The sequence below is a fragment of the Cupriavidus sp. CPT47-8839-RL05A genome, from assembly GCF_058792255.1.
The window spans coordinates 67,845-93,082 of sequence record NZ_JBYTEG010000014.1 but is presented as its reverse complement, the minus strand read 5'-3'; the positions used below and the strand labels follow the sequence as shown (position 1 = coordinate 93,082).

General features: G+C 67.6%; 23 protein-coding genes and 3 pseudogenes. 16 read left to right on the top strand and 10 right to left on the bottom strand.

All coding sequences use genetic code 11. The features are described from left to right. The first annotated feature begins 148 nt into the window (after nt 1-148). The 3 genes from acnA (at nt 149) to AC3WVS_RS18360 (ending at nt 4,557) form a co-directional block, all read left to right on the top strand. Nucleotides 149-2,854 carry an aconitate hydratase AcnA gene (gene acnA / locus AC3WVS_RS18370; protein ID WP_492319818.1) on the top strand — a complete coding sequence of 902 codons (2,706 nt, stop codon included), beginning with the start codon at nt 149-151 and terminating at the stop codon, nt 2,852-2,854. Between the two features lie 238 nt (nt 2,855-3,092). Beyond that, nucleotides 3,093-3,248, top strand: coding sequence for a hypothetical protein (locus tag AC3WVS_RS18365; RefSeq protein ID WP_010813538.1), 156 nt, complete (start codon nt 3,093-3,095; stop codon nt 3,246-3,248). Nucleotides 3,249-3,354: 106 nt separating this feature from the next. Further along, nucleotides 3,355-4,557 carry a DUF2863 family protein gene (locus AC3WVS_RS18360; RefSeq protein ID WP_492319817.1) on the top strand — a complete coding sequence of 401 codons (1,203 nt, stop codon included), beginning with the start codon at nt 3,355-3,357 and terminating at the stop codon, nt 4,555-4,557. Nucleotides 4,558-4,622: 65 nt separating this feature from the next. On the opposite strand, the gene trmB is transcribed toward AC3WVS_RS18360, so the two are convergent. After that, entirely contained in the window at nt 4,623-5,309 is a 687-nt protein-coding gene (gene trmB, locus AC3WVS_RS18355) for a tRNA (guanine(46)-N(7))-methyltransferase TrmB (RefSeq protein ID WP_492319816.1), read from the bottom strand. 135 nt (nt 5,310-5,444) lie between these two features. Here trmB and AC3WVS_RS18350 point away from each other — a divergent pair, with 135 nt between their 5' ends. Beyond that, entirely contained in the window at nt 5,445-7,076 is a 1,632-nt protein-coding gene (locus AC3WVS_RS18350; protein WP_492319815.1) for an ABC transporter substrate-binding protein, read from the top strand. Nucleotides 7,077-7,128: 52 nt separating this feature from the next. Here AC3WVS_RS18350 and AC3WVS_RS18345 read toward each other — a convergent pair whose 3' ends face one another. The 3 genes from AC3WVS_RS18345 to AC3WVS_RS18335 all read right to left on the bottom strand — a co-directional run bounded on the left by AC3WVS_RS18345 (nt 7,129) and on the right by AC3WVS_RS18335 (nt 10,019). Beyond that, complete coding sequence (locus tag AC3WVS_RS18345) at nt 7,129-8,001, bottom strand: class I SAM-dependent methyltransferase (RefSeq protein ID WP_010813542.1); 873 nt, start codon at nt 7,999-8,001, stop codon at nt 7,129-7,131. 54 nt (nt 8,002-8,055) lie between these two features. Continuing rightward, a complete protein-coding gene (locus tag AC3WVS_RS18340; RefSeq protein WP_492319814.1) occupies nt 8,056-8,808 on the bottom strand; it encodes a tetratricopeptide repeat protein in 753 nt (250 codons plus the stop codon). 74 nt (nt 8,809-8,882) lie between these two features. Then, nucleotides 8,883-10,019, bottom strand: coding sequence for a PLP-dependent cysteine synthase family protein (locus AC3WVS_RS18335; RefSeq protein WP_492319813.1), 1,137 nt, complete (start codon nt 10,017-10,019; stop codon nt 8,883-8,885). A 328-nt stretch (nt 10,020-10,347) separates the two neighbouring features. On the opposite strand from AC3WVS_RS18335, the gene AC3WVS_RS18330 reads away from it, so the two are divergent. The 3 genes and pseudogenes from AC3WVS_RS18330 to AC3WVS_RS18320 all read left to right on the top strand — a co-directional run. Further along, nucleotides 10,348-10,614, top strand: coding sequence for an HPr family phosphocarrier protein (locus AC3WVS_RS18330; RefSeq protein ID WP_492319812.1), 267 nt, complete (start codon nt 10,348-10,350; stop codon nt 10,612-10,614). Next, the gene (locus tag AC3WVS_RS18325; protein ID WP_492319811.1) at nt 10,611-11,480 is read left to right on the top strand and encodes a fused MFS/spermidine synthase; all 870 of its coding nucleotides are present in this window, start codon (nt 10,611-10,613) and stop codon (nt 11,478-11,480) included. The genes AC3WVS_RS18330 and AC3WVS_RS18325 overlap by 4 nt, the downstream gene beginning before the upstream one ends. 56 nt (nt 11,481-11,536) lie before the next feature. Next, a pseudogene (locus tag AC3WVS_RS18320) lies at nt 11,537-12,346 on the top strand (YoaK family protein); the annotation flags it as partial. A gap of 43 nt (nt 12,347-12,389) precedes the next feature. Here the strand turns inward: AC3WVS_RS18320 and AC3WVS_RS18315 are convergent. The 3 genes and pseudogenes from AC3WVS_RS18315 to AC3WVS_RS18305 all read right to left on the bottom strand — a co-directional run. Next, on the bottom strand, nt 12,390-12,827 hold the full coding sequence (locus tag AC3WVS_RS18315; RefSeq protein ID WP_492319810.1) for a universal stress protein: 438 nt from the start codon (nt 12,825-12,827) through the stop codon (nt 12,390-12,392). A gap of 259 nt (nt 12,828-13,086) precedes the next feature. After that, a pseudogene (locus AC3WVS_RS18310) lies at nt 13,087-13,779 on the bottom strand (lyase family protein); the annotation flags it as partial. Beyond that, nucleotides 13,767-13,988: pseudogene (locus AC3WVS_RS18305) on the bottom strand (aspartate/glutamate racemase family protein); the annotation flags it as partial. The pseudogenes AC3WVS_RS18305 and AC3WVS_RS18310, both read right to left, overlap by 13 nt. A 353-nt stretch (nt 13,989-14,341) precedes the next feature. Between AC3WVS_RS18305 and AC3WVS_RS18300 the strand changes: the two are divergent. After that, entirely contained in the window at nt 14,342-15,022 is a 681-nt protein-coding gene (locus AC3WVS_RS18300) for a methyl-accepting chemotaxis protein (RefSeq protein WP_492319809.1), read from the top strand. Nucleotides 15,023-15,035: 13 nt separating this feature from the next. Continuing rightward, nucleotides 15,036-15,830, top strand: coding sequence for a type IV pili methyl-accepting chemotaxis transducer N-terminal domain-containing protein (locus AC3WVS_RS18295; RefSeq protein ID WP_492319808.1), 795 nt, complete (start codon nt 15,036-15,038; stop codon nt 15,828-15,830). Nucleotides 15,831-15,848: 18 nt separating this feature from the next. Here the strand turns inward: AC3WVS_RS18295 and AC3WVS_RS18290 are convergent, their stop codons facing one another. From AC3WVS_RS18290 to AC3WVS_RS18280, 3 genes are all read right to left on the bottom strand, one after another. Continuing rightward, a complete protein-coding gene (locus AC3WVS_RS18290) occupies nt 15,849-16,361 on the bottom strand; it encodes a DNA-deoxyinosine glycosylase (RefSeq protein WP_492319807.1) in 513 nt (170 codons plus the stop codon). Between the two features lie 73 nt (nt 16,362-16,434). Next, nucleotides 16,435-18,336 carry a molecular chaperone HtpG gene (htpG, locus tag AC3WVS_RS18285; RefSeq protein ID WP_492319806.1) on the bottom strand — a complete coding sequence of 634 codons (1,902 nt, stop codon included), beginning with the start codon at nt 18,334-18,336 and terminating at the stop codon, nt 16,435-16,437. Nucleotides 18,337-18,459: 123 nt separating this feature from the next. Then, nucleotides 18,460-20,010: an aminotransferase-like domain-containing protein gene (locus AC3WVS_RS18280; RefSeq protein ID WP_492319805.1), complete on the bottom strand. Its 1,551-nt coding sequence runs from the start codon at nt 20,008-20,010 to the stop codon at nt 18,460-18,462. Nucleotides 20,011-20,094: 84 nt separating this feature from the next. Between AC3WVS_RS18280 and AC3WVS_RS18275 the strand changes: the two genes are divergently transcribed. Genes AC3WVS_RS18275 through AC3WVS_RS18245 form a run of 7 tightly spaced genes read left to right on the top strand, consistent with a single transcriptional unit; the run spans nt 20,095 to nt 25,238 of the window. Then, the gene (locus AC3WVS_RS18275) at nt 20,095-20,772 is read left to right on the top strand and encodes a VOC family protein (RefSeq protein ID WP_492319804.1); all 678 of its coding nucleotides are present in this window, start codon (nt 20,095-20,097) and stop codon (nt 20,770-20,772) included. A gap of 33 nt (nt 20,773-20,805) precedes the next feature. After that, the gene (locus AC3WVS_RS18270; protein WP_492319803.1) at nt 20,806-21,519 is read left to right on the top strand and encodes an alanyl-tRNA editing protein; all 714 of its coding nucleotides are present in this window, start codon (nt 20,806-20,808) and stop codon (nt 21,517-21,519) included. Next, nucleotides 21,519-22,157: a LysE family translocator gene (locus AC3WVS_RS18265; RefSeq protein WP_492319802.1), complete on the top strand. Its 639-nt coding sequence runs from the start codon at nt 21,519-21,521 to the stop codon at nt 22,155-22,157. Before AC3WVS_RS18270 ends, AC3WVS_RS18265 begins: the two co-directional genes overlap by 1 nt. A gap of 46 nt (nt 22,158-22,203) precedes the next feature. Then, the gene (locus tag AC3WVS_RS18260) at nt 22,204-23,184 is read left to right on the top strand and encodes a DMT family transporter (RefSeq protein ID WP_492319872.1); all 981 of its coding nucleotides are present in this window, start codon (nt 22,204-22,206) and stop codon (nt 23,182-23,184) included. Nucleotides 23,185-23,195: 11 nt separating this feature from the next. Further along, nucleotides 23,196-23,657, top strand: coding sequence for a RidA family protein (locus AC3WVS_RS18255; protein ID WP_492319801.1), 462 nt, complete (start codon nt 23,196-23,198; stop codon nt 23,655-23,657). A gap of 7 nt (nt 23,658-23,664) precedes the next feature. Then, nucleotides 23,665-23,994 (top strand): DHCW motif cupin fold protein, encoded by a 330-nt coding sequence (locus tag AC3WVS_RS18250; RefSeq protein ID WP_010813560.1) that lies wholly within the window; start codon nt 23,665-23,667, stop codon nt 23,992-23,994. A gap of 53 nt (nt 23,995-24,047) precedes the next feature. Next, nucleotides 24,048-25,238: an aminotransferase-like domain-containing protein gene (locus tag AC3WVS_RS18245; protein ID WP_492319800.1), complete on the top strand. Its 1,191-nt coding sequence runs from the start codon at nt 24,048-24,050 to the stop codon at nt 25,236-25,238.

The following is a 25,238-nucleotide window of genomic DNA, read 5'->3' as shown; positions in this document are numbered from 1 at the left end:
TGGCGCCAAAGCCGCGCGGCGGTTAGAGTATGCAGTTGCAGTGCGCTGCCGGCCTCGGACCGCGGTCAAATGCCGCGGCAGCGCACCGGGGTCTTGATTCAGGTCCGAGCCAAATGCCATCGCATCATCCTTCGATCGGAGTACGGCAATGCCCCACAACCTCAAGAACACGCTAAAAGAATTCAAGATCGGCTCTTCCGGCAAGGGCCAGTATTACTCCCTGCCCCAGTTGGGCGAGGAGCTGGACGTGGCAATCGGGCGCCTGCCGGTGTCGATCCGCGTGGTGCTGGAATCGGTGCTGCGCAACTGCGACGGCAAGAAGGTCACCGAAGAGCACGTCAGGCAACTGGCCAACTGGAAGCCGAACGCCGAGCGCGTCGACGAGATTCCCTTCGTGGTGGCCCGCGTGGTCTTGCAGGACTTTACCGGCGTGCCGCTGCTGGCCGACCTCGCCGCGATGCGCAATGTCGCCGAGAAGATGGGCAAGAACCCCAAGAAGATCGAGCCGCTGGTGCCGGTGGACCTGGTGGTCGACCACTCGGTGCAGGTCGACCATTTCCGCGAAAAGAAGGCGCTGGACCTGAACATGCAGCTGGAATTCCAGCGCAACAACGAGCGCTACCAGTTCATGAAGTGGGGCATGCAGGCCTTCGATACCTTCGGCGTGGTGCAGCCGGGCTTCGGCATCGTGCACCAGGTCAACCTGGAATACCTGGCCCGCGGCGTGCACAAGAAAGACGGCGTCTACTACCCGGACACCCTGGTCGGCACTGATTCGCACACCACCATGATCAACGGCATCGGCGTGGTGGGCTGGGGCGTCGGCGGCATCGAGGCCGAGGCCGGCATGCTGGGCCAGCCGGTCTATTTCCTGACGCCGGACGTGGTTGGCGTGGAGCTGAAGGGCCGCCTGCGCGAAGGCGTCACCGCGACCGACCTGGTGCTGAACATCACCGAGATGCTGCGCAAGGAGAAGGTCGTCGGCAAGTTCGTCGAGTTCTTCGGCGAAGGCACCGCCAGCCTGGCCCTGCCCGACCGCGCCACCATCGGCAACATGGCGCCGGAATACGGCGCCACCATGGGCTTCTTCCCGGTGGACGAGAAGACCATCGACTACTTCAAGGGCACCGGCCGCACCGAAGAGGAAATCGCCGCGTTCGAGGGCTATTTCCGCGCACAGAAGATGTTCGGCATTCCCAGGGCCGGCGAGATCGACTACAGCAAGGTGGTGACGCTGGACCTGGGCACGGTGGCGCCGTCGCTGGCGGGCCCGAAGCGCCCGCAGGACCGCATCGAGATCGGCAACGTCAAGAGCACCTTCGCCTCGCTGTTCAGCAAGCCGGTGGCCGAGAACGGCTTCAACAAGGAGGCAGCCGACCTGGACCGCGCCTACACCACCACCGACGGCCTCGAGGTGAAGAACGGCGACGTGCTGATCGCCGCGATCACGTCCTGCACCAACACCTCCAACCCGAGCGTGCTGCTGGGCGCCGGCCTGCTGGCCAAGAAGGCGGTTGAAGCCGGCCTGACGGTGGCGCCGCACATCAAGACCTCGCTGGCCCCGGGCAGCCGCGTGGTGACTGAATACCTGAAGGCCGCCGGCCTGCTGCCGTACCTGGAAAAGCTGGGCTTCGGCGTGACCGCCTATGGTTGCACCACCTGCATCGGCAACGCCGGCGACCTGACGCCCGAGCTGAACGAGGCCATCACCAGGAACGACCTCGTGGCCGCTGCCGTGCTGTCGGGCAACCGCAATTTCGAGGCCCGCATCCACCCGAACATCCGCGCCAACTTCCTGGCCTCGCCGCCGCTGGTGGTGGCCTACGCCATCGCCGGCAATGTCACGCGCGACCTGATGACCGAGCCCGTGGGCAAGGGCAAGAAGGGCCGCGACATCTACCTGGGCGATATCTGGCCGACCTCGGAAGAAATCCACGCACTGATGAAGTACGCGATGGATGCCAAGACCTTCAAGGGCAACTACGAACAGGTCAAGAAGCCGAGCAAGCTGTGGGCCGCCATCAAGGGCACCAAGGGCCAGGTGTACGACTGGCCCAAGTCGACGTACATCGCCGAGCCGCCCTTCTTCCAGGACTTCAGCATGCAGCCCGCCGCCACCAGCGCCAGCGTGCGCGGCGCGCGTGCGCTGGGCATTTTCGGCGACTCGGTGACGACCGACCACATCTCGCCGGCCGGTTCGATCAAGGACACCTCGCCCGCGGGCAAGTACCTGCTGTCGCACGGCGTGCTGAAGGCCGACTTCAACAGCTACGGTTCGCGCCGCGGCAACCATGAAGTCATGATGCGCGGCACCTTCGCCAACGTGCGCATCAAGAACCTGATGATCCCGCCCAAGGCCGACGGCGCACGCGTGGAAGGCGGCATCACGCTGCACCAGCCCACCGGTGACGAAATGTCGATCTACGATGCCGCCATGAGGTACGTGGCCGAGGGCACGCCCACGGTGGTGTTCGGCGGCGAAGAGTACGGCACCGGCTCGTCGCGCGACTGGGCCGCCAAGGGCACGCAGCTGCTGGGCGTGAAGGCCGTGGTGGCACGCAGCTTCGAGCGCATCCACCGCTCCAACCTGGTCGGCATGGGCGTGCTGCCGCTGCAGTTCAAGGGCAACGACAGCGCGCAGACACTGGGCATCACCGGCAACGAGACCTTCGATATTGAAGGCATCGAGGGTGACCTGAAGCCGCAGCAGGACGTGGTGCTGGTGATCCACCGCGCCAACGGCGACGTGCAGCGCGTGCCGGTGCTGCTGCGCATCGATACGCCGATCGAGGTCGACTACTACAACCACGGCGGCATCCTGCCGTTCGTTCTGCGCCAGCTGCTGGCCGCCTGAGATCCACCTGGGGCGCCCGCAGCCAGCCAAGGCTGACGCCGCCTGCCTGGCCCCCGTTGCGGGGCCCGGGCAGGCGGCGTTTTTCATTGGTGTCCTGCGCCCCTTGCATCACCCCGAACGAAGTCCCGTGCGTGTAAGTTCCACGCAAGCCAGTGCTGCCACACTGTGTTGCACAAGAACAGCGGTCGCACGACCGGAAGCCGGGTCCGCCCGGCATCATCCAGAATCAGGAGACACCATGGTTAAGATCCTTATCGCATTCGTCGTGGTTGCCGGCGCGGCCCTCTATCTGCTGACCAAGGGCGGCAGTGACGTTTCCATGTCCGGCGAGTCGCACAGCGTCGAGAGCCACGCGCCCGCGGCCCCTGCCGCCTCCGCTCCGGCCCAGAAATAAAGCCACACGCCCGGGCGCGTCCGCACACGCCGCACGCATATAGCGGCCTGCGTGTCAACGCAACGAGTAGAATACCGTTTTACGCATAAACGGACGGTTTCTTTCTATGGCAGGTTTTCGCCCCAAGGCTTCCCCACGACTCTCCCCTGACGCCGAGCGTCTGGTGGCCGATGCGCTCGCCCTCGACGCTTCGGGCAGCCGCATGGAGGACGCGTACTGGGAACGGCGGCTCTCGCAGCGCCTGGGCCGCCTGCTGAAGAACGGGAGCCAGACCGCGCTCGACGCGGCGCTGGAACACCTGTTCAAGCACAATGCAGACGCCTCCGACGTGCTGGCCGAGCAGGCCGAGACGCTCGCCGAATCCGCCACCATCGAGGTCGACGGCCAGCGCCATGACGCGCTGCTGATCGCCGCCCCGATCCTGGCGCACACGCGCTACGCCATTCCCTCCGGCTCGCTCAAGCCGGAGCTGGCGCAGACGCTGGCGGTGCACCTGCAGGCACATGTGCTGGCCAGCGGCACCAAGGTCTCGCTGTCGCCCTACCTCTATAGCATCGACCAGCTGCCGCGCACGCACAGCGACACCTTTGCGCTGACGCACAAGCTGGCCGCGGCCGCCCTGGCCGGCACGGTACCCAAGGTCGACCTGCGCGACCTGCCCGAGACCGCGCCGATCCTGGCCGATCCGCGCTACCTGCTGGCGGTGGTGGTGGCCCCGCACGAGCAGGCGCTGTTCCGCTGGCAGGAAGACGCCAAGGAGCACCATGCCGAGCGCTCGACCTGCCTCGACCAGTGGCGCACCCAGGTGCAGCCGTCGGTGGCGCTGCTGCTGCCGGGCTGCGAGTTCGAGCTGCTGCTGCCCGACGCCTTCTTCCTGTCCTGCCGCGAGTCCGACAAGAGCATCCGCCCGCTGACCGTGCGCGCCGCGGTCAACTACCTGTGCGGCACGCTCGACATCTCCGCCGGCCAGCTGGCCGCCGTGGTGGCTGCCTTCGGCGAGGAAGTGGTCGAGGAATACCGCGTGGGCTTCACCATGCGCGGCGAGAAGGATGTGATCTACGGCATCGTGTGGCCGGTCTACGGCCGCGAAGCCGGCGAGGTCGATGCCGACGAAAAGGGCAACCCGCTCGAGCAGATCTGCGAGGAACTGCGCAACGCCGGCGTTGAAGACATCTTCCGCCACGCCGCGCTGTTCGATCCGGAATACTGCGAGGACTGCGGCACGCCGCTGTACGCGGACCGCAACGGCGAGATCGTGCATGCCGAACTGCCCGAGGACGCCCCGACGCAGCAGCCGCTGTTCCACTGACGCGCCCGGCTGCGCCTGGCAAAAAGACGGCCCGCATGCGCGGGCCGTCTTCATTGGCGAGCCGCTCAGGCGCGCTGGCGCTCGCTGACGCAGCGCCACAAGCCGTGGCCCGATGCCCCGTACTTGCGCTCGAACGGCGTCATCGGCTGCGCCGGGGCCCACGCCTCTACCCGCGCCGGGCGCCCGACCAGTGCCAGCGCCTGGGCAAACTCATCGATATAGATGCGCCAGTTGCTGCGGCACTCCAGATAGTCGCCGCAGGCGGCCAGCGCCGGGAACACCGCATGCCCCTGCCAGCGCCGCCCCAGGTGGCCGATCTTGGGCCACGGGTTCGGGTACAGCACGTAGTGGCGCGCCACCGGCACGGCCTCGGCCTGCAGCAGGCGCCAGGCATCGACCAGGTCGGCGCGCGCCCAGCAGAAGTTGGCGGGCATCGGCGCCTCGCCCCACCAGTCCTTGCCGGCGGCCAGGCGCTTCTCGGACTGGTCGATGCCGATCACGAAGTGGTCCGGGAACGCTGTGGCCAGCCGCAGCGTGCTTTCGCCCACGCCGCAGCCCGCATCCAGGATCAGCGGCGCGCCGCCGGCCTGCTGCCAGCTTTGCAGCGCCGCGCCGAGCTCGCGCCGGCTGGCTTCGCCGATGGGCTTGCGGAACGGCTCGGCCAGGTGGCGCGCGACGCGCGCGGCCAGGTGTTCGTGGACATCGGCCTGGGCCGAGACAATGGTGCGGGAATTGGCAAACATGGGCGCCATTCTAACGGCGCCGTCCCGCATCGGCTTGCCTGCCCGCGCCAAAGGCTGCAACCAAGCCACTTTAGCGGCACAATGCGGGACAAACCCGCCTGAGAACCCGGCCGCGCCCGCGCGGACCCACGAGGAGCCAGCCAGATGACACCGACCCACGCCCTGCCGCCGCAACGCCTGCCCCGCCGCCCTGCCCGTCGCGCCGTGCTCCATGCCGCCACCGCGCTGGTGCTTGGCAGCGCCGCCTTCACGCTGCTGCCGGCGGGTGCCGCCCACGCCGAAGACCTGCGCATCGGCCTGGCGGCCGACGTGACCTCGATGGACCCGCACTGGAACAACTCGGGCCCCAACAACGCCATCGCGCTGCATGTGTTCGAGTCGCTGGTGTTCATGGACAAGAACGCGCGCTACATCCCCGGCCTGGCGCTGTCGTGGAAGCCGGTCAACGCCATCACCTGGGAGATCAAGCTGCGCCCCAACGTGAAGTGGCACGACGGCTCGCCCTTCACCAGCGAGGACGTCAAGGCCTCGCTGGAGCGCCCGGAGAAGCTGGTCAACAGCCCCGGCTCGTTCACCAGCTACACCAAGCCGATCGCGCGCATCGACACGCCCGACCCGCTGACGGTGCGCCTGACCATGAGCGTGCCCAATTACGCCAACCTGGCCAACGACCTGAACAGCGTGCCGATGATGCCGAAGAAGGTCGCCGCCACGCTGACGCAGGCGGACTTCGACTCGGGCAAGGCGATGATCGGCACCGGCCCGTTCAAGTTCGTGCGCTTTGCGCGCGGGCAGGAAATCGTGATGGAGCGCAACCCCAACTACTGGGGCCCCAAGCCCGAGTGGGACCGCGCCATCTTCCGCATCATCACCGACAACGGCGCGCGTTCGTCCGCGCTGCTGGCGGGCGATGTCGACGTGATCGAGAGCGTACCGTCGGCCGACGTCGCCAAGCTGAAGCAGAATCCGAAGTTCAAGATCGAGCAGCAGGTGTCGTGGCGCACCATCTTCTGGCAGATGGACCAGTCGCGCGACAACCCGCCCTTCGTCACCGACAAGGCCGGCAAGCCGCTGGGCAAGAACCCGTTCAAGGACGCGCGCGTGCGCGCCGCAATCAGCAAGTCGCTGAACCGCGACGCCATCGTCAGCCGCATCATGGAAGGGCTGGCGGTGCCGGCATCGTCGATCGTGTCGCCGCAGATCTTCGGGCATCCGGGCACCAAGCCGGAGGCCTATGATCCGGAAGGCGCGAAGAAACTGCTGGCCGACGCGGGCTACCCCGACGGCTTCGGCCTGACGCTGCACGCCACCAACAACCGCTACCTGAACGACGCCGCGGTGGCGCAGGCCACCGCCAGCATGCTGACGCGCATCGGCATCCAGACCAAGGTGGAGACGTTGCCGGTGGCGGCCTACTTCACGCGCGCACGCCAGGGGGAGTTCGCCTTCCAGATGCTGGGCTGGGGCTCGGCCGCGGCCGACGTGGCCTTGCGCTCGATCACCGGCACGCCCAACCCCAAGACCGGCTACGGCACCTGGAACTGGGGCAAGTACAGCAACCAGCAACTGGACCAGCTGATCGAGAAGTCGCTGACTACCGTCAGCAGCGACAAGGCGCGTGAGGAGAATGCCCGCACCGCGGCCAAGTTTGCGCTGGCCGACCACGCGATCATTCCGTCGCACAGCCAGCTGGCGATGTGGGCGATGAAGAAGGGGCTGAAGTACGAGGCGCGCACCGACGAGTGGTCGCTGGCGCAGTTCTTCCACAAGGAGTGAGGGCCGGACTGCCTGCTGCCGCTCTCCCGCGCAGCGGGAGAGCGGCCGTTCCTCAGATCTTCAACCGCTCTTCCTGCCGCGCATTCGCCGCGCGCAGCTTCTGTACCCAGTCGCGCGCAGGCAGACCGGTAGTCTTCTCGACCACATCGGCGCGCGCCTCGATCACTTCCCACGACACATCGATCTCCGGCCCATTGAATGCCAGCGCAATGACGTTGCCGTCATGCACTTCCGGGAACACCAGCACGCGGTTGTCGAAGGCATCGCAGATGCGTTCGATATTCTTCGGAAAGCTGTCGTGGTCGCCGAACAGGTTGATGGTCATCACCCCGGGTGCCTTCAGCGTGCGGCGGCAGGCGCGGTAGAACGCGGTGGTGTCCAGCACCGGGCCGCGCGCGGTGGCGTCGTACAGGTCCACCTGCAGCACGTCGATGGCGCCCGCGTGGGTGCCGTCCATGACGTAGTCCCAGGCATCCTGCTCGCGCACGGTCAGGCGCGCATCGTCCTCGCGCAGGCCGAACATGCTGCGCCCGGCGATGATCACCGCGGGGTTCAGCTCCACCGCGGTCACGCGCGCGCGGCTGAACTGGCGGTGGCAGAACTTGGTCAGCGCCGCGGCGCCCAGGCCCAGTTGCACCACGTGGAATTCTTCGACCGAGGGCGACAGGAACAGCAGCCAGGCCATCATCTGCTGCGCGTATTCCAGCTCGATCGCATCGGGCTTGCGCAGGCGCATCGCGCCCTGCACCCACTCGGTGCCGAAGTGCAGGTAGCGCACCCCTTCCATTTCCGAGAAGGTCACCGGCGCAAAGCGCGGCGTCATGCGTTTTTCTTCGCGTGCCGGCGCCTCGCCTCGGGTGCGGGTGCCACGTGCCGGACGGCGCGAGGCCACGGCTTCAATCGATTTGCGTTTCAGTAGGGTCATGTTGTCGAGAAAGGCGTTCAGCACCCGCTCCGGCATGGATGGGGGAAACGCGGATTACTTGCCCAGCGCCGCCTGCGCGCGTTGCAGCCATTCGCGGTTGTGTTCGCGGGCGTGGCGCGGCCAGTGGCGGGCGTCGTGGACGATATCGGCATAGAGCTGCTGCGCGCGTTCGTGGTCGGCGGCGTCGGGCTGCGCCGCCAGCCAGTCGGCGAAAAGGCAGCGCGGCGCGGCATCGCTGGCGCTGGTCAGCGCCTGCTCGAACGCGGCGCGCGTGCCGGATGCGCCGGTGGCCGCCAGCGCGCGCGCATACAGCAAGGCCGGATCGGGCTGCTGGCGCGACTGCGGATTGGCGGCGAACAGCTTTTCCAGCGTTGCCAGCGCGCCGGCCGCATCGCCGGTGGCGAACTGCGCCTGCGCCAGCCCCTGCAGCAGCGCCGGATCGGTCGCAAACGGTCCGCTGGCCGCTGCCTGGTAGTGCTGCAGGGCTTCCGACGGCTCCTCGGCCGCCAGCAGCGCGGCGCCCAGGCGCATGCGGTGCGCCACCGTCGGGGCGCGGTCAAAGTCTGAGCGGGCCTCGCGCACCGCGCGGTTCGGATCGACCAGTTGCGTGATGGCACGCGTGGCCGCACGCGCGCCGCGCGACTGGCGCAGCTCGGGCAGGTAGATCGCGAAGAAATACACCACGCTGCCCAGCCCCGGGAACAGGAACAGGATCAGCAGCCAGTACATGTTCTGGTGCGTGCGCACCGCGTGCACCGCAAAGAACAGTGCAACGATGATATGGATGCTGATGCCGAAGATACGCATAGGGAATTCACCTTGAAATCAATGGCCGGCGCGCCAGCCGCCGGCATTGTGACAGAAAGGCGGGGCCACGGGTTTCAGCCGCCCGCCGCAATGCCGGCGCCGGCCGGCTGCAGCCCGGCCACCGCCTGCGGCGTCAGCACGGCCTCGCCATTGACCGCGCGCGCCACCAGCGCATCGGCCGCCTCGATGGCAATGCCCTGCGCGCTGTACCAGGCATCGTCGTAATAGGTGTTGCCGTAGCGCTCGCCGCTGTCGCACAGCAGGCTGACGATGGCGCCGCCCTCCCCCGCCGCGCTCATCTGCTGGGCCAGGTACAGCACGCCGACGAAATTGGTGCCGGTGGACCCGCCCACGCGGCGCCCGAAGCGCCCGGCGAGGTAGCGCATGGCCGCGAACGAGAGTGCGTCCGGCACCTTCAGCATGGCGTCGATGCAGGTCGGGATAAACGAATGCTCCACGCGCGGCCGGCCGATGCCTTCAATGCGCGAGCCCTCCGCCAGGGACAGGTCCGGCTGCGGCTTGCCGTCCAGGCAGCTGCGGAAGTAGTCAAAGAACACCGAGTTCTCCGGGTCCGCGCACAGCACGCGGGTCTTGTGGCGCCGATAGGCCACATAGCGCCCCAGCGTGGCGATGGTGCCGCCGGTGCCGCCGCTCGATACCAGCCAGGCCGGCACCGCATGCTCTTCGTGCGCCATCTGCTTGAAGATCGACTCGGCGATATTGTTGTTGGCGCGCCAGTCGGTGGCGCGCTCGGCGTAGGTGAACTGGTCCATGAAATGCCCGCCCGTCTCCTGCGCGATGCGGCGCGAGGCGGCGTAGATCTCGGACGGGCTGCCCACCAGGTGGCAGTGCCCGCCGTAGAACTCGATCGCCTCGATCTTGGCGCGCGAGGTCCCCGCCGGGATCACCGCCACGAACGACAGCCCGAGCAGCCGCGCAAAGTAAGCCTCGGAGATCGCGGTCGAGCCGCTGGATGCCTCCACCACCGTGCTGCCCTCGTGCAGCCAGCCGTTGCACAGCGCATACAGGAACAGCGACCGCGCCAGCCGGTGCTTGAGGCTGCCGGTCGGGTGGCTGGACTCGTCCTTGAAATAGACGCGGATGTCCGGGTAGCCCGGCAGGTCCAGCGGGATCAGGTGGGTGTCGGCGGAGCGGTTGAAATCCGCATCGATCTTGCGGATGGCCTCATGGGTCCAGTCGGAAAGGGGCATGGCAGCGTTCCGGGCAGGCCGGACATCAGGACAGATCCGTCAGGATGCCAGAAGCGCACGCCCCAAATCCAGTTTCCGGGATGAGCAGGCGCCCGGCACAGCCCGCAAAGGGCGGTTTCTCCACAACCGCGGCACCGGGCATGGCATTTCCTGGCCGGATGCAGCCACCGGCTGCGGGTGCTGAGCTATGATAATACGATTAACATCATATGTGACTGCAACAGATGTCCCCGATGTCCGCGATACCCGGGCGCGCGACCCGCCGCCTTGCCCGCCCCAGCCAGCCCACCGGGTCCGCCTCCCGGGTCCTGCATTGCGCAAGGCTGCCGTGATCGAGGCGACCCTCAACATCGCCGCCGGCAAGGGTTTCCAGGGACGCGGCTCGGCGCGAGTGACCCTGGTGGCCAGCCGCTTTGCCAGCCGCATCGTGCTGATCACGGACTCCGGCTCGGCCGATGCGCACGACGTGATGGCCGTCATGCGCCTGCGCACGCCGCCTGGCACCGTGCTGCGCATCCAGGCCGACGGCCCGGACGAAGTCGCCGCGGTCAGGGCCATCGCACAACTTCTCGGACCAGGGGACGGCCAGCCATGAACGAACGCAAATCGGACGCCGGCACCGGCATCGCCGCGGATAGCCGCCGCACCTCCTTTGAGTCCTATATGCGGTTCCTGGCCGAAGCCCCGCGCGACGGCACGCCCGTGGTGCTTGAGACCGAGACCGCCCTGTCGCTGCACTTCGACGTGCTGGCCACGCAGAGCTTCATGTCGCGGCGCGATCCCGACCGGCTGGTGCTGGGCTACACGCGCACCATGATGGGATTCCTGTTGCTGCATCCGTCGCCGGCACGGATTTCGGTGATCGGGCTCGGCGGAGGCTCGCTGGTCAAGTATTGCTACCGGCACCTGCCTGCCACGCGGGTGGTCGCTGTCGAGATCGACCCGGCGGTGATCGCACTGCGCGAGCGCTTCCGCATTCCGCCCGACGATGCCCGCCTGCAGGTGGTCTGCGCCGATGGCGCCGAGTACGTCAGGGGGCGGGAAGCGCGCCCCGAGGTCATTCTCGTCGACGGCTTCCTGGCTGACGGCATGCCGCTGCAGCTTGGCTCTGCCGGCTTCTACGCGGCCTGCCACGCGCGGCTGGCCGACGACGGCGTGCTGGTCGCCAACTTCCTGGCAAGCGACCGCGGCATGCCGCACTACCTGGGCGCCGTGCGCGCCGTGTTCGGGGCCTCGATGTCGGTCGCACGCGCCGAGGACAGCTGCAACTACACCTTGTTTGCCTGGAAAGGCCCGCCCCGGCTGCCGTCGCTGCAGACGCTGCTGGCACGCGCACGGGCGCTGGAAGCCGTGCATGCATTGAAGCTGACACCGACTGCCCGCCGCATGAAGCGCGGCGAGGCGGTTGCCGCCGACCCCGACGCCTGGCACGCCCTTGCCCGGCCCCGGGACACCCTGTAGCGGCAACGCAGGTCCGCCGCCGCCCTTCCCAATCCGCCAGACGCCGCCCCATCGCCATGCCGATCCTGTACCTGCGCAAACTGACCGGGAAGCGGCGCAGCCCCCACGCCAACCGGCACCTGGCCGGCTACCTCTGCTTTGTCGCCGGCGCCATCAATGCCGGCGGCTTCCTGGCCGTGCAGCAATACACCTCGCATATGTCCGGCGTGGTCTCGGCCATGGCCGACAACCTGGCGCTGGGCAGCTTCGCGCTGGTGCTGGATGGGGTCGGGGCGCTGCTGTCGTTTCTCGGCGGCGCCGCGTGCTCGGCGGTGCTGGTCAACTGGGGACGGCGCGAGCGGCTGCACAGTGAATACGCGCTGCCGCTGGCGCTGGAGGCGGGGCTGCTGCTGTGCTTTGGCCTGATCGGCGGCAACCTGGGGCAGCACCAGTGGCTGTTCGTGCCAGCCACGGTGATGCTGCTGTGCTTCATCATGGGGCTGCAGAATGCCATGATCACCAAGCTTTCGAACGCCGAGATCCGCACCACCCACCTCACTGGCATGGTCACCGATATCGGCATCGAGCTGGGCAAGCTGTGCTACTGGAACGCAGCCGCGCCGGCGCACACGCCATCACGCACACAAGCGCGCCCACTGCCCCGCGTGCTCGCCAACCGGCGCAAGCTGCGCCTGCTGGTGGTGCTGGTCACGCTGTTCTTTGCCGGCGGCATCACCGGCGCGCTGGGCTTCAAGCACCTGGGTTTCAGCGCCACGCTGCCGCTGGCCGCGCTGCTGCTGGCGCTGATCACAGTGCCGCTGAGCGACGACCTGCGCAGCCGCTGGCGCACAGGCCCGCTGCCGCGCCTGGCGGCGCGGATGCGGCAATGCGTGCAGGCGGGCGCGCCGCGCCGGCGGCGCTAGGCGTCGCCTAGCGGTACACCAGCACCGGGATCTTGCTGTGGGTCAGCACCTTCAGGGTTTCGCTGCCGATCAGCATGCCCTGGACCCCGCGCCGCCCGTGCGAAGCCATCACGATCAGGTCGCAGCCTTTTTCCTCGGCCGTCTTGATGATGGCCTCGTAGGGATGGTCGTTAACGACGTATGCCGTGTCACAGGCCACGCCCGCGGCGCCGGCCTCGTCGGCCAGTCCGCGCAGGTAGCGGATCGCGTTTTCCCAGGCCTCCTTCACGTAGGTTTCGCGCGTGTCCTCCAGCATCTCGACCTGGTAGGTCAGGACGTGGTAGTTCGGACAGACGCGCACCGCGGTGGCACGCGCCCCCATGTCCCGCGCCAGCGTCAGGGCCTTGCGGAATGCCGATTCAGACAGGTCGGAGCCATCGACCGCCAGCAGGAGATGCTTGAACATGATTGCCTCCTTGCCAGCATGGTTGCCGGCTAAGGCGCTCACTTCCGATGCGTCATCGCCATGCGTCCGAAAGTGCGAGCCCGCAAGGCGCACTACAAGGAGCGACCGATACCCCCGGTTTCGAATGATTCGTCGCCCGACTCCAGTATAGGTGCGCCATGGCCCACGGCAATCCGGCATGCGTCACATGCGCACGGGTGGATTCAATACGGGCGATTTGCGAAGCCGTTGGCTGGCTGCGGGCCGCGTCAGGCCCGACCGGGCTCGCGCCGGATCTTTGCGGAATCCGTTCCGTGAGCGTCGCGCAGTCGTTGGTCAGGTGGCGGAAGCTGCGGAACAGACTGGCAGCGATGACCGGCTCGAAGGCATTCAGCTGCAGCTGGCCACCCTCGGCGGCGGAGGTCACGGTCACGTCATTGCCGAACACTTCGAATGCGAATGCCACCTGGTTCACCACTTCCGGAATCACCGGGTTGACCTTGCCCGGCATGATCGACGAGCCCGCCTGCATGGCAGGCAGGTTGATTTCGCCAAAGCCCGCGCGCGGGCCGCTGGAGAGCAGGCGCAGGTCATTGCAGATCTTTGAGAGCTTTACCGCGATGCGCTTGAGCACGCCGGAAATCTGCACAAAGGCGCCGCAGTCCTGCGTGGCTTCGATCAGGTTGGGGGCGCCGCTCAGTGCAATGCCGGAAATGCGGCTCAGGGCAGCCACGGCATTGTCCGCGTACTCCGGGTGCGCGGTGATGCCGGTGCCAATCGCGGTAGCACCGAGGTTGACCTCGCGCGCCAGGGCCGACACTTCGCGCAGCCGCGCCATGTCTTCATCGATCATGACGGCATAGGTGGAGAACTCCTGGCCCAGGGTCATCGGCACCGCGTCCTGCAGCTGCGTGCGGCCCAGCTTGAGCAAGCCGGCAAACTCGACGGACTTCTCGCTGAAGGCATCGCGCAGGGCCTCCCGCCGTCCGCTTCCAGGCGCCGGCAGGTGGCGTATAGCGCGAGCGTCGGGTGGTCCGCCTGGTGCGGCAGATGGGCGGTGCGGTCAGGGATCTGCGGGTTCTGCTCAACCAGCAGCTTGATGTGGTCCTGGTCCTTTGCGGCGCTGGTGCTGCGCACGATCTTTGCCATGAAGTCCACCGTCGCCGCCGGGCCGATGCCACCGCGAGCAGGAACGTCTTGCGCGGCCGTGAGTAGAGCGGCGGGGGCGCCGCCGGATGGGCGCCAGGCACCCCAGGTTGTCGGGATGCGTCACATGTCTTCTTTGTTTATTGGATGGGACCGTGTGAGCCATGGCATAGATATTGCACAGCGGTCACACAGGCCAACGGCGGCCTTGAAACAAGCTGGCAAGTCGCGATGACATGCTCCGAACAGGAGCATCCCGGGCAACGACGCCCCGAAGCGAATGGACCACGAACCGGACAACCGGTTCGCAGGCATCTCGCTTCGGGGCGCTTTTGCTTCGCCGGTCAGCGCGGTGCGCGTCGGCGTCGACACTACCTGCAAGGCATGGCATGAACGCTCTCTCTGCTCAGTCACCCGAGACCGAAGTGTCCGCCGAAACCATCGGCGCATTGATCGACCTTTCCGGAAGGCAGCGCATGCTGTCGCAACGGATCGTCCTCCAGTTGTTGCTCGCTTCGCGGGGAGACACTGCCGCGCTCGATATCGCACGCAAGTGCCTGTCAATGTTCGAGTCGGCGCATTCGGATCTCATGACGGGCAATGAGCGTTTCCCGGGCATATTCTCCGGCGCCTTGCAGCGACTGTACTTTGGCAGTGCGCGCGCTGACGCTCGCATCCGTGAATTCATCGCCCGGGTCAGAACAGCGATAGACACACCACTGGCCGACACCAGCCGGCGAGCGTCATCCCTCGATGTGCTTGTGACGCAGGCCACGCCGATACTTGAGCTGCTGCAGACCGTCACGCAGGCCTACCAGGAGGAAATGCACCGTTGCGAACTCGCAGTACGCAAACGCCAGACCGACCTCGCCGATCGCCTCAGCGGTATTTCGATGCAAGCCAACATCGTCGCAATGAATGCGCGCATCTCGGCGGCGCGGGCGGGAGAGTACGGCAGGGAGTTCTCGGTGATCACGCAGGCGCTTGCAGACATCATCAAGGAAATGGATCAGCTGATCCGCCACGTCGTCGGCTCGAACGATGCGCCCAAAGGATCAACCAGAACTTGATGCGGAGACGCCCTTGAAACGTGACCTCTGTTCCTTCTGCCTGATTGTCTGCAGCGTCCTGGCGCTGGCCCTGGCCGGGACCGCTTGCGCCGAAACGCTGACGATCAACGCGGCGATCAACAAGGCGGGCCGCCAGCGCATGCTGTCTCAGCGCATGGCCAAGGCTTACTGCCAGGCTGGCCTCGGCGTTGAAGTCGAACGTTCGAAGAAGATTCTCGAGCAGTCCGTGGCGCTCTTCGACAAGCAGCTCATGGAGCTGAAGGTGTTCGCGCCCACGCAGGAGATCAGGGACACCTACGCCAGGCTCGAGCAGACATGGATTCCCTATAGGCAGTTGCTGTCCGGCGGCGATCCGAATCCCGATAGCGCGAAAACCATCGCAAGAATGAGCGAGGACGTGCTGAAGCTTGCGCAACAAGGAACCCTCCTGCTCGAGAAACATTCGGGCACCGCGACGGGCAAGCTGATCAACGTTGCGGGGCGCCAGCGGATGCTCTCGCAGAGAATCGCCAAGATCAGCATGTTCCGCGCCTGGGGCATTACCTCCCCCCAGATGGCGCAGGATCTGGACGCGGCTACCAGGGAATTCGCAGCCGCGCAGGAGCTTCTCGCCTCGGCGCCGCAGAACACCGAGGCAATCCGTCGCGAACTGCTGCTGGCCGGCTCTCAGTGGCTGTTCTTTGAAGAGGCACTCAATCAGACCGGGGTCAGTCGCGCGGAACAGTTGAGAAACATCGCCACGACCAGCGAGCGCATTCTTCAGGTGATGGATGACGTCACCGGCATGTATGAAGGGATGCCCAGGTAACGTGGGTGCGTGAACGAGCTATGCCAGACGCTGGCTTACAGGCAGCCACTCTTGCAATGCCTGCCAGGCGCCCAGCTTTTCCATGTAGGGCAAGGTATGAGCGGGACTACTGGAAGGAAGCCTGATGATCCGGTGATGGTCGCCATGCTGCCCAAGGGCCTTCAAACCGATACGCGCAGCAGTGCCGCCATTGAAGGCGATGACAGCCAGCCTGGGTAGTGATTCGATCAGGCTCGCCAGGTCGTTGCCGGCGTGATCCCGGATGTTGCTGTCCAGGCTGCCCTCACGCTTCGCTTGCGCCACCACGTCCCACAGACCGACGTGATGCGCCAGAAGCGTTTGCAGCCGCGCGGCATAGTCCAGGTGGACCAGGTCTTCACCCAGAACCTCGCCGGTCAGGCGCCAGAACTGATTCTGCCGATGCGCGTAATACTGGCTTTGCGCCAGTGACGCCTCGCCCGGCAGGCTGCCGAGAATAAGGATGCGCGTGCCGGCGTCAACGACAGGCGGGAAGCACCGCTTCAGTGTCATCGGTCACGCGCTCCGTTACAACACCTTGAGATGGGAATCCCCCGCCGCCTGCGCGGCGGGGGCAGCCGGGCCGTCAGGCCAGCAGCTTGTTGACGCGCTGCACGTAGGCAGCCGGATCGTCCAGCATGCCGCCTTCGGCCAGCAGCGCCTGGTCGAACAGCACCTGCACGCGGTCGCTGAAGGCATCGCCCTCGGGGAGATCGCGCAGTTTCTGCACCAGCGCGTGTTCCGGATTCAGTTCCAGGATCGGCTGGGCGTCCGGCGCCTTCTGGCCGGCCTGCTTGAGCAGGCGCTGCAGGTAGCCGCTCATGTCGCCTTCGTCAGAGACCAGGCACGAGGCCGACGCGGTCAGGCGCAGCGTCACGCGCACGTCCTTGGCCTTGCCGTCGAGCACGCCCTTGGCGCGTTCGACCACGTCCTTCCAGTCGGCCTCGGCCTTTTCCTGCTCGGCCTTCTCGGCTTCGTCGGCGAGCTTGCCCAGGTCCAGGTCGCCGCGCGCAACCGACACCAGTTCCTTGCCGTCGAACTCGCGCAGGAATGACAGCATCCATTCGTCGACGCGGTCGGTCAGCAGCAGCACTTCGATGCCCTTCTTGCGGAACACTTCCAGGTGCGGGCTGTTCTTCGCGGCGGACCAGGTATCGGCGGTGACGTAGTAGATCTTGTCCTGGCCTTCCTTCATGCGGCCGACGTAGGCGGCCAGCGCCACATTCTGCTCGGCGGTGTCGTTGTGCGTGGAGGCAAAGCGCAGCAGCTTCGCCACGCGCTCCAGGTTGGCCTGGTCTTCGCCGATGCCTTCCTTGAGCGCCTGGCCGAACTGCTGCCAGAAGGTGGTGTATTTGGCGCGATCGGCTTCTTCTTCACTGTCGGCCAGCGTTTCCAGCATCGACAGCACGCGCTTGGTGCAGCCCTCGCGGATGGCCTTGACGTCGCGGCTTTCCTGCAGCAGTTCGCGCGATACGTTCAGCGGCAGGTCGGCGGAGTCGACCACGCCCTTGACCCAGCGCAGGTAGCCCGGCAGCAGCTGGTCGGCATCGTCCATGATGAAGACGCGCTTGACGTACAGCTTCAGGCCGGCCTTGTGGTTGCGATCCCACAGGTCGAACGGGGCGCGCGCCGGGATATACAGCAGCTGGGTGTATTCGCTGCGGCCTTCCACGCGGTTGTGGGTCCAGGCCAGCGGCGCCTCGTTGTCGTGCGCGATGTGCTGGTAGAAGGCGGTGTACTGCTCGTCGGTGATGTCGGACTTGGCGCGGGTCCACAGCGCGCTGGCCTGGTTCACGCTTTCCCACTCGGCGGTGCGCTGGTAGGTGCTGGATTCAGCGTCCCACACTTCCTTGGGCATGCGGATCGGCAGCGAGATATGGTCCGAGTACTTCTGGATGATGCCCTTCAGGCGCCAGGCCGAGAGGAAGTCGTCCTCGCCCTCGCGCAGGTGCAGCGTGATGGTGGTGCCGCGCTCGTTGCGGGCGATGGCATCGATGGTGAACTCGCCGTCGCCGGTGCTTTCCCAGCGCACTGCGTCTTCGGCACCCAGGCCGGCGCGGCGCGTTTCCACCGTGACCTTGTCGGCGACGATAAAGGCCGAGTAGAAGCCCACGCCGAACTGGCCGATCAGCGCGGCGTCCTTCTGCTGGTCGCCGGAAAGCTGCTGGAAGAATTCCTTGGTGCCCGAGCGGGCGATGGTGCCGAGGTTGTGGATGGCCTCGTCGCGGCTCATGCCGATGCCGTTGTCGGTGATCGTCAGCGTGCGCGCCTTGGCGTCGGCCTCGATGCGGATGGCCAGGTCGGCGTCGTTCTCCAGCAGGGACGGATTCGCGATCGCCTCGAAGCGCAGCTTGTCGGTAGCGTCCGAAGCATTCGAGACCAGCTCGCGCAGGAAGATTTCCTTGTTGCTGTACAGCGAGTGGATCATCAGGTGCAGCAGTTGCTTCACTTCCGCCTGGAAGCTCATCGTCTCGTGCGGTGCGGTCATGGTTCTCCTCTTGGAAACAGGCGAATCTGGAAAGTGGGTGTGGCCACGGTCCTGTGGCCGGTGCCGCCAGACATAGGGCCGCCCGGGCCATTTTTCAAGGCCCGGGTGCTGCCGGGATGTGACTTACAGTCGCTCTAGCTGGTGCGCCAGGAAGGCCAGCATGTCCGGGTGGCCGCTGCTGGCAACGTTGAAGCGCATCCAGCCCGACGGCATCTGCGACGGCGAGAACAGGCTGCCCGGGGCGAACAGGTAGCCCTCCTCATGCCCCGCGGTGGCGATCGCGTTGGTGTCGCGGCCGGTATCGGCCCACAGGTACATGCCGGCGTGCTGGCCGGAAAAGAGCCGCAGGCCCAGGCGCTCCAGCTCGCGCCGGGTCTCGTCGCGGGCGCGGTCCAGCCGGGTGCGCACGCGCTCCACATGCTTGCGGTAGTGGCCCTCGGTCAGCACCTTGTACAGCACGCGCTCGTTGATCTCCGGCGTGGCCAGCCCCGCCAGCAGCTTGCTGTCGGTCAGCGCCGACGCCATCTCCGGGTGCGCGGCGATAAAGCCCACGCGCAGGTTGGCCGCCAGGGTCTTGGAAAAGCTGCCCAGGTAGATCACCCGGCGCAGCTGGTCCAGGCTGGCCAGCCGGGTGGCGGCGTGGCCGGGCGGGCACAGGTCGCAGTAGATATCGTCCTCGACGATCAGGAAGTCGTACTGCTCGGCCAGGCGCAGCAGCTGGAAGGCCTTGGCCGCCGACAGCGAGGTGCCGGTGGGGTTGTGCAGCACCGAGTTGATCACGAACAGCTTGGGCCGCCGTGCCTGCACGATGCGCTCCAGCGCCTCCAGGTCCGGCCCTTCGGCGGTGTAGGGCACCCCGATCACCTGGGCGCCCTGCGCGGCAAAGCGGCCGAACATCACGAACCAGGCCGGGTCGCCCACCAGTACCGTGTCGCCGGGCTGCAGGTAGAGCCGCGCGATCAGGTCCAGGGCCTGGGTGATGCCCGAGGTCAGCACGATCTGCTCGGCGCTGGCACCGATCTCCAGTTCTTCCAGCCGGGTGCGCAGCTGCTGGCGCAGCGGCAGGAAGCCCTGCGGCGTGCCGCTGGCCAGGAAATGGTTGCCGGGCTGGCGGCCCAGGCCGCGCAGCGCGCTGGCGATCAGTTCGCCGTCGAGCCAGTCATTGGGCAGGAAGCCCAGCCCGGGCGCCTTGTGCGCCTCGGCGGTATGGAACATGCTGCGCAGCAGCCAGGTCACGTCGATATTGCGCGCCACCGCCACGTCGCCGGACACCGGCGCCGCGGGCGCGGCCGGGGCACGCTCGCGCACGTAGAAGCCGGAGCCGCGGCGCGATTCCAGGTAGCCCAGCGCCACCAGCCGCTCATAGGCCTCGACCACGGTAAAGCGCGAGATGCCCTTCTCCTGGGCCAGTTGCCGGATCGACGGCATGCGCATGCCGGAGCGGAACACGCGCTCGTCGATGCGCATGCGGGCCCATTCGGTCAGTTGCTCGACCAGCGTCATCTGCGCCGAGGGGATCGGATCGGGGAAGCGCTCGGTGGGCGGCACCACCAGCCGCAGCGCGCGGCCGGAGGTATGCCCCGATGTGCTGTGGGCGTCGCCGCCGCTATCCTTCTGACGGGTGACGGTGGCGGTCTCGCCGCCGGCGTCGCCATCCCTGCTGTTGGCATCCATGTGCTGCTCCTGCAACTGTACTGAATACGATCCGCTCAACTGTACCGGTACTGTACCGACTACCTTGTCTACCATCAAGCCAAGATGAAGCTCGCCCTCGATCACCTCGTCATCGCCGCGCCCGACCTGGACGCCGGCACGGACCATGTTGCCGGCCTGCTGGGCATTGCGCCCCACGGGGGCGGTGCGCACACGGCCATGGGCACGCACAACCGTGTGCTGGGCATGTTGGGCGGCGTCTACCTGGAAGTGATCGCGGTCGATCCGGCGGCAACGGCACCGGCCCGGGCGCGCTGGTTCGGCCTGGACACCGAGGCCGTGCAGCAGCGCCTGCGCGACGGCCCCTTCCTGCTGCACTGGGCCGCGCGCGTGGAACGCCCCGCCGACCTGGGCCGGTGGCAGGCGCAGTACCCGGAGCGCATCGCCCCGGTCATCCCGATGACCCGCGGCGGCCTGCACTGGCGCATCACCGTGCCCGAGGACGGCAGCCTGCCGGCCTGGCCGGGCGAAGCCGACAGCGCCGGCGATGGCCTGCTGCCCAGCCTGATCCAGTGGGACGTGGCCAGCTACCCCGGCGTCAGCCTGCCGCGGCAGGACCTGGCGCTGCGCAGGCTGTCCGGGCGCCACCCGCGCGCCGAGCTGCTGCGCCAGGGGCTGGCCTGGCTGGGCGCCGACCACCTCATCGCCATCGAGCAGGCCGAGGGCCCGCCCGAACTGAGCGCCGAAATCGAAACCGCGCAGGGCATCCGCACCCTGCGCTAGCCACACCCAGAACAAGCCCACCAGGAGACCCCGATGTCCGCCACCCGCAAGCGCTTCGACGAAGACCCCTATCTTGGCCACTGCACCGCCACCGTGGTGGCGGCCGGCGCCGAAGGGATCGAACTCGACGAAACCGTGTGCTACGCGCGCAGCGGCGGCCAGGCCGGCGACACCGCCACACTGGCGCTGGCCGACGGGCGCGCGGTGGCCATCGTCGACACTGTCTACGCCGACGACCGCAGCCGCATCCTGCATGTGGCAGCACCGGATGCGCCGCTGCCGCGCGTGGGCGAGCGCGTCACCGTGACCATCGACTGGGCGCGCCGCCACAAGCTGATGCGGCTGCATACCTGCCTGCACCTGCTGGGCTCGCTGATCCCGGTGCCGGTGACCGGCTGCGGCATCTCGCCGGAGTCGGCGCGCGTCGACTTCGACTTGCCGGAATCGACCCTGGACAAGGCCGACCTGACCGAGCGCCTGAACGCGCTGATCCATGCCAACACCGCGGTGCGCACCACGCTGATCACACCGCAGGAACTGGCCGCCCAGCCCGAGCTGGTGCGCACCATCGGCGCCGCGCCGCCGGCGGGCACCGCCAGCATCCGCATCATCGAGATCCCCGGCGTGGACCGCCAGCCCTGCGGCGGCACCCACGTGGCCAACACCAGCGAGATCGGCACGGTGGTGGTGACCAAGATCGAGAAGAAGAGCCGCACCAACCGGCGCGTGGTGGTCGCGTTCGCGTGATGGCGTCCGGCTTGCTCACCGGCCTGACGGCCGCGCAGTTCCTGGCCCTGCTGACCCTGCTGACGGTGGGCCTGTTCACGCCCGGGCCCAACACCACCATCGCCGCGGTCACCGGCGCCAACTTCGGGCTGCGCGCCACGCTGCCGCACTGCGTGGGCGTGGCCTTCGGCTTTGCCAGCATCCTGGCGCTGTGCGCGCTGGGCGTGGGCGCGCTGGTCCTGGGCCAGCCCGCGCTGGCCGCCGGCGTGCACCTGGCCGGCGTGGCCTACCTGCTGTGGCTGGCGTGGAAGATCGCGCGCAGCACGGCGCTGGCACAGAAGCAGGTGCTGCGCCCGCTGAGCGTGTGGCAGTCGGCGGTGCTGCAGTACGCCAACATCAAGGCGTGGATGCTGGCGCTGGCGGTCGCGGCCTCTTACATGACGGGCGCGCCCTCGCCGGTGCAGCGCGTGCTGCTGGTGTGCGGCGTGTTCGCCGCGCTGGGCTTTGTCAGCAACGGCGTGTACGGCGTGCTGGGCGCGTCGTTGCGGCAATGGCTGCAGCAAGGGCAGCGCGTGCGCTGGTTCAACCGCGCCATGGGCGCGGCGCTGGCGCTGACCGCGCTGTGGATTGCGGTCAGCGCCAGCCCGGGCGTGCAGTGACCCGCGGCGATCCGATTCCGAGCCGATGACAACCAAGACCCCGACCATGGCCGCCAGCCGCCCCGCTTCGCCACTGACATCTGCCCCGCCGGCCTCCGGCGGCATGCTGCTCGGCTTTGTCGGCGTGGCGATCTTCAGCCAGACGCTGCCGTTCACGCGCATGGCGGTGGCCGAGCTGGACCCGATCTTTGTGGCACTGGCGCGCGCCGTGCTGGCCGCGCTGCTGGCGCTGGCGCTGCTGGCCTGGCGCGGCGCGCTGTCCGCCAGCCGCCGCCCGCGCGGCGGCCAGTGGCCGCGGCTGGCCGTGACCGCGCTGGGCGTGGTGGCAGGTTTCCCGCTGTTTTCTTCGCTGGCGATGCGCGAGGTGCCGGCCAGCCACGGCGCCATCGTGATCGGCCTGCTGCCGCTGGCGACCGCGGTATTCGCCGCCTGGTTCGGGCGCGAGCGGCCGTCGCCGGCGTTCTGGCTGTCGGCCGTGGCCGGCAGCGCGCTGGTGGTGGGCTTTGCCGTCTGGCAGGGTGCCGGCGGCCTGCAGCATGCGGACTGGTACCTGTTCGCCGCCGTGGTGCTGGGCGCGCTGGGCTATGCCGAGGGCGGCAAGCTGTCGCGCGAGCTGGGCGGGCTGGAAACCATCAGCTGGGCGCTGGTGGTATCGCTGCCGGTGCTGGTGCCGGTGGTGGCCTGGCTGACCCTGCGCGACCTGCCGGCGATTGCCGCGGCGTCGCCGCGCGCCTGGGGCGGCATGGCCTATGTGTCGGTGTTCTCGATGTTTGTCGGCTTCCTTTTCTGGTACGCCGGCCTCGCAAAAGGCGGCGTGGCGCGCGTCGGCCAGATACAATTGCTGCAGCCGTTCCTGACGCTGGCGGGCGGTGCGCTGATCCTGGCCGAGCCGCTTGACGCCCCCACCATCGCCTTCGCGGTTGCGGTGATCGCCGTCGTGGCCCTCGGCCGCCGCGCCGCCGTGCAGCAAAGCGCACCCGCCCCCGCCCCGGAAACGCCACCGATCCTCCCTGGACGCATTCACTGACTGGAGCCTACATGTCCGTCTACGACACCCTTGCCCGCCTCGGCATCGAACTGCCGGCCGTCAACGCCCCCGCCGCCGCCTATGTAATGGCCGCGCAAACCGGCAACACCGTATTCCTGTCGGGCCATATCGCCCGCAAGGACGGCAAGGTATGGACCGGCAAGCTGGGCAAGGACATCGACACCGAGTCCGGCAAGGCCGCAGCGCGCGCGATCGCCATCGACCTGCTGGCCACGCTGCACGCGCATGTGGGCGACCTGAACCGCGTCACCCGCATCGTCAAGGTGATGAGCCTGGTCAACTCGACTCCCGAATTCACCGAGCAGCACCTGGTCACCAACGGCGCCTCGGAGCTTTTGGCCGAAGTGTTCGGCGACAACGGCAAGCATGCGCGCAGCGCCTTCGGCGTGGCGCAGGTCCCGCTGGGCGCCTGCGTCGAGATCGAGATGATCGCCGAAGTGAAGGCGGCCTGAGGCCCGCATGCGCATCGACAACCTGCCCTTCGGCACCACCGACTGGTCGGCCATCGCGCCGACCCGCCACCCCGGCGAGCAGGGCGAGGCCACCTGGCGCACGCGCCAGTTCGGCGACATCCGCGTGCGCATGGTCGAATATTCGCCCGGCTACCTGGCCGACCACTGGTGCAGCAAGGGCCATATCCTGTTCGTGCTGGACGGCGAGCTCCATACCGAGCTGGAAGACGGCCGGCAGTTCGTGCTCGGCGCGGGCACCAGCTACCAGGTAGCCGACCAGGCGGAAGCGCACCGTTCGTCCTCGCCGAAGGGCGCACGACTATTTATCGTTGACTGAGCGGCAGGCTTGCCGCTCAGCCCAGAACTCCCCCAGACCACAAGAGACACATCATGAAATGGGCCATCTCCCGCCGGGCACAGCAACTGACCAGCTCGGCCATCCGCGAAATCCTGAAGGTCACCGAGCGTCCGGAAGTCATTTCGTTCGCCGGCGGCCTGCCGTCGCCGGCCTCGTTCCCGGTAGCGGCCATGGAGGCAGCGACGGCCCGCGTATTCGCCGACAACCCGCAGGCGGCGCTGCAATACGCCGCGACCGAAGGCTACCTGCCGCTGCGCGAGTTCGTCGCCAGGCGCCATGGCGCGCCGGTCGAGCGCGTGCTGATCACCACCGGCTCGCAGCAGGCACTGGACCTGATCGCCAAGGTGATGATCGACCCGGGCAGCAAGGTGCTGGTGGAAACCCCCAGCTACCTCGGCGCGCTGCAGGCGTTCTCGCTGTTCGAACCTGAGTTCGTCTCGATCCCCAGCGACGACAAGGGCCTGCTGCCCGAGGCGCTGACGCCCGAGCTGACCGCCGGCGCGCGCTTCCTGTACGCCCTGCCCAACTTCCAGAACCCGACCGGGCGCCGCCTGCCGCTGGAACGCCGCGAAGCGCTGGTGGCCCGCGCCAAGGAACAGGGCGTGCTGCTGGTCGAGGACGATCCCTACGGCGCGCTCAGCTACACCGGCGACCAGCTGCCCAGCCTGCTGTCGATGAACCCGGACGGCGTGATCTACATGGGTTCGTTCTCGAAGATCCTGGCCCCCGGCATGCGCCTGGGCTACGTGATCGCCCCGCCCGAGCTGCACTTCAAGCTGTGCCAGGCCAAGCAGGCGTCTGACCTGCACACGCCGACCTTCACCCAGCGCGTGGCCTACGAGACCATCCGCGACGGCCTGCTCGACACGCATATCCCGACCATCCGCGAGCTCTACGGCAAGCAGTGCCAGTACATGCTGGACGCGCTCAAGCGCCATATGCCCGAGGGCGTGACCTGGAACGCGCCCGAAGGCGGCATGTTCATCTGGATGGAGCTGCCCGAGGGCCTGGACAGCATGGTGATCCTGGAAGAAGCCGTGAAGCGCAACGTGGCCTATGTGCCGGGCGCGCCGTTCTACGCCAGCAACCCGAAGCGCAACGCGCTGCGCCTGGCCTTCGTCACGGTGTCGGCCGAGCGCATCGAGCAGGGCGTGGCCATCCTTGGCGAGCTGTTCCGCGAAGCCATCGCCGCGGCCGCCGCCAGGCAACCGCGCGCGGCCTGA

Excerpts from the sequence above, each read along its gene's own strand:
- acnA (WP_492319818.1), top strand. The coding sequence starts at position 149 with ATGCCCCACAACCTCAAGAACACGCTAAAAGAATTCAAGATCGGCTCT.
- AC3WVS_RS18365 (WP_010813538.1), top strand. The coding sequence starts at position 3,093 with ATGGTTAAGATCCTTATCGCATTCGTCGTGGTTGCCGGCGCGGCCCTC.
- AC3WVS_RS18360 (WP_492319817.1), top strand. The coding sequence starts at position 3,355 with ATGGCAGGTTTTCGCCCCAAGGCTTCCCCACGACTCTCCCCTGACGCC.
- trmB (WP_492319816.1), bottom strand. The coding sequence starts at position 5,309 with ATGGCGCCCATGTTTGCCAATTCCCGCACCATTGTCTCGGCCCAGGCC.
- AC3WVS_RS18350 (WP_492319815.1), top strand. The coding sequence starts at position 5,445 with ATGACACCGACCCACGCCCTGCCGCCGCAACGCCTGCCCCGCCGCCCT.
- AC3WVS_RS18345 (WP_010813542.1), bottom strand. The coding sequence starts at position 8,001 with ATGACCCTACTGAAACGCAAATCGATTGAAGCCGTGGCCTCGCGCCGT.
- AC3WVS_RS18340 (WP_492319814.1), bottom strand. The coding sequence starts at position 8,808 with ATGCGTATCTTCGGCATCAGCATCCATATCATCGTTGCACTGTTCTTT.
- AC3WVS_RS18335 (WP_492319813.1), bottom strand. The coding sequence starts at position 10,019 with ATGCCCCTTTCCGACTGGACCCATGAGGCCATCCGCAAGATCGATGCG.
- AC3WVS_RS18325 (WP_492319811.1), top strand. The coding sequence starts at position 10,611 with ATGAACGAACGCAAATCGGACGCCGGCACCGGCATCGCCGCGGATAGC.
- AC3WVS_RS18315 (WP_492319810.1), bottom strand. The coding sequence starts at position 12,827 with ATGTTCAAGCATCTCCTGCTGGCGGTCGATGGCTCCGACCTGTCTGAA.
- AC3WVS_RS18300 (WP_492319809.1), top strand. The coding sequence starts at position 14,342 with ATGAACGCTCTCTCTGCTCAGTCACCCGAGACCGAAGTGTCCGCCGAA.
- AC3WVS_RS18290 (WP_492319807.1), bottom strand. The coding sequence starts at position 16,361 with ATGACACTGAAGCGGTGCTTCCCGCCTGTCGTTGACGCCGGCACGCGC.
- htpG (WP_492319806.1), bottom strand. The coding sequence starts at position 18,336 with ATGACCGCACCGCACGAGACGATGAGCTTCCAGGCGGAAGTGAAGCAA.
- AC3WVS_RS18280 (WP_492319805.1), bottom strand. The coding sequence starts at position 20,010 with ATGGATGCCAACAGCAGGGATGGCGACGCCGGCGGCGAGACCGCCACC.
- AC3WVS_RS18275 (WP_492319804.1), top strand. The coding sequence starts at position 20,095 with ATGAAGCTCGCCCTCGATCACCTCGTCATCGCCGCGCCCGACCTGGAC.
- AC3WVS_RS18270 (WP_492319803.1), top strand. The coding sequence starts at position 20,806 with ATGTCCGCCACCCGCAAGCGCTTCGACGAAGACCCCTATCTTGGCCAC.
- AC3WVS_RS18265 (WP_492319802.1), top strand. The coding sequence starts at position 21,519 with ATGGCGTCCGGCTTGCTCACCGGCCTGACGGCCGCGCAGTTCCTGGCC.
- AC3WVS_RS18260 (WP_492319872.1), top strand. The coding sequence starts at position 22,204 with ATGGCCGCCAGCCGCCCCGCTTCGCCACTGACATCTGCCCCGCCGGCC.
- AC3WVS_RS18255 (WP_492319801.1), top strand. The coding sequence starts at position 23,196 with ATGTCCGTCTACGACACCCTTGCCCGCCTCGGCATCGAACTGCCGGCC.
- AC3WVS_RS18250 (WP_010813560.1), top strand. The coding sequence starts at position 23,665 with ATGCGCATCGACAACCTGCCCTTCGGCACCACCGACTGGTCGGCCATC.
- AC3WVS_RS18245 (WP_492319800.1), top strand. The coding sequence starts at position 24,048 with ATGAAATGGGCCATCTCCCGCCGGGCACAGCAACTGACCAGCTCGGCC.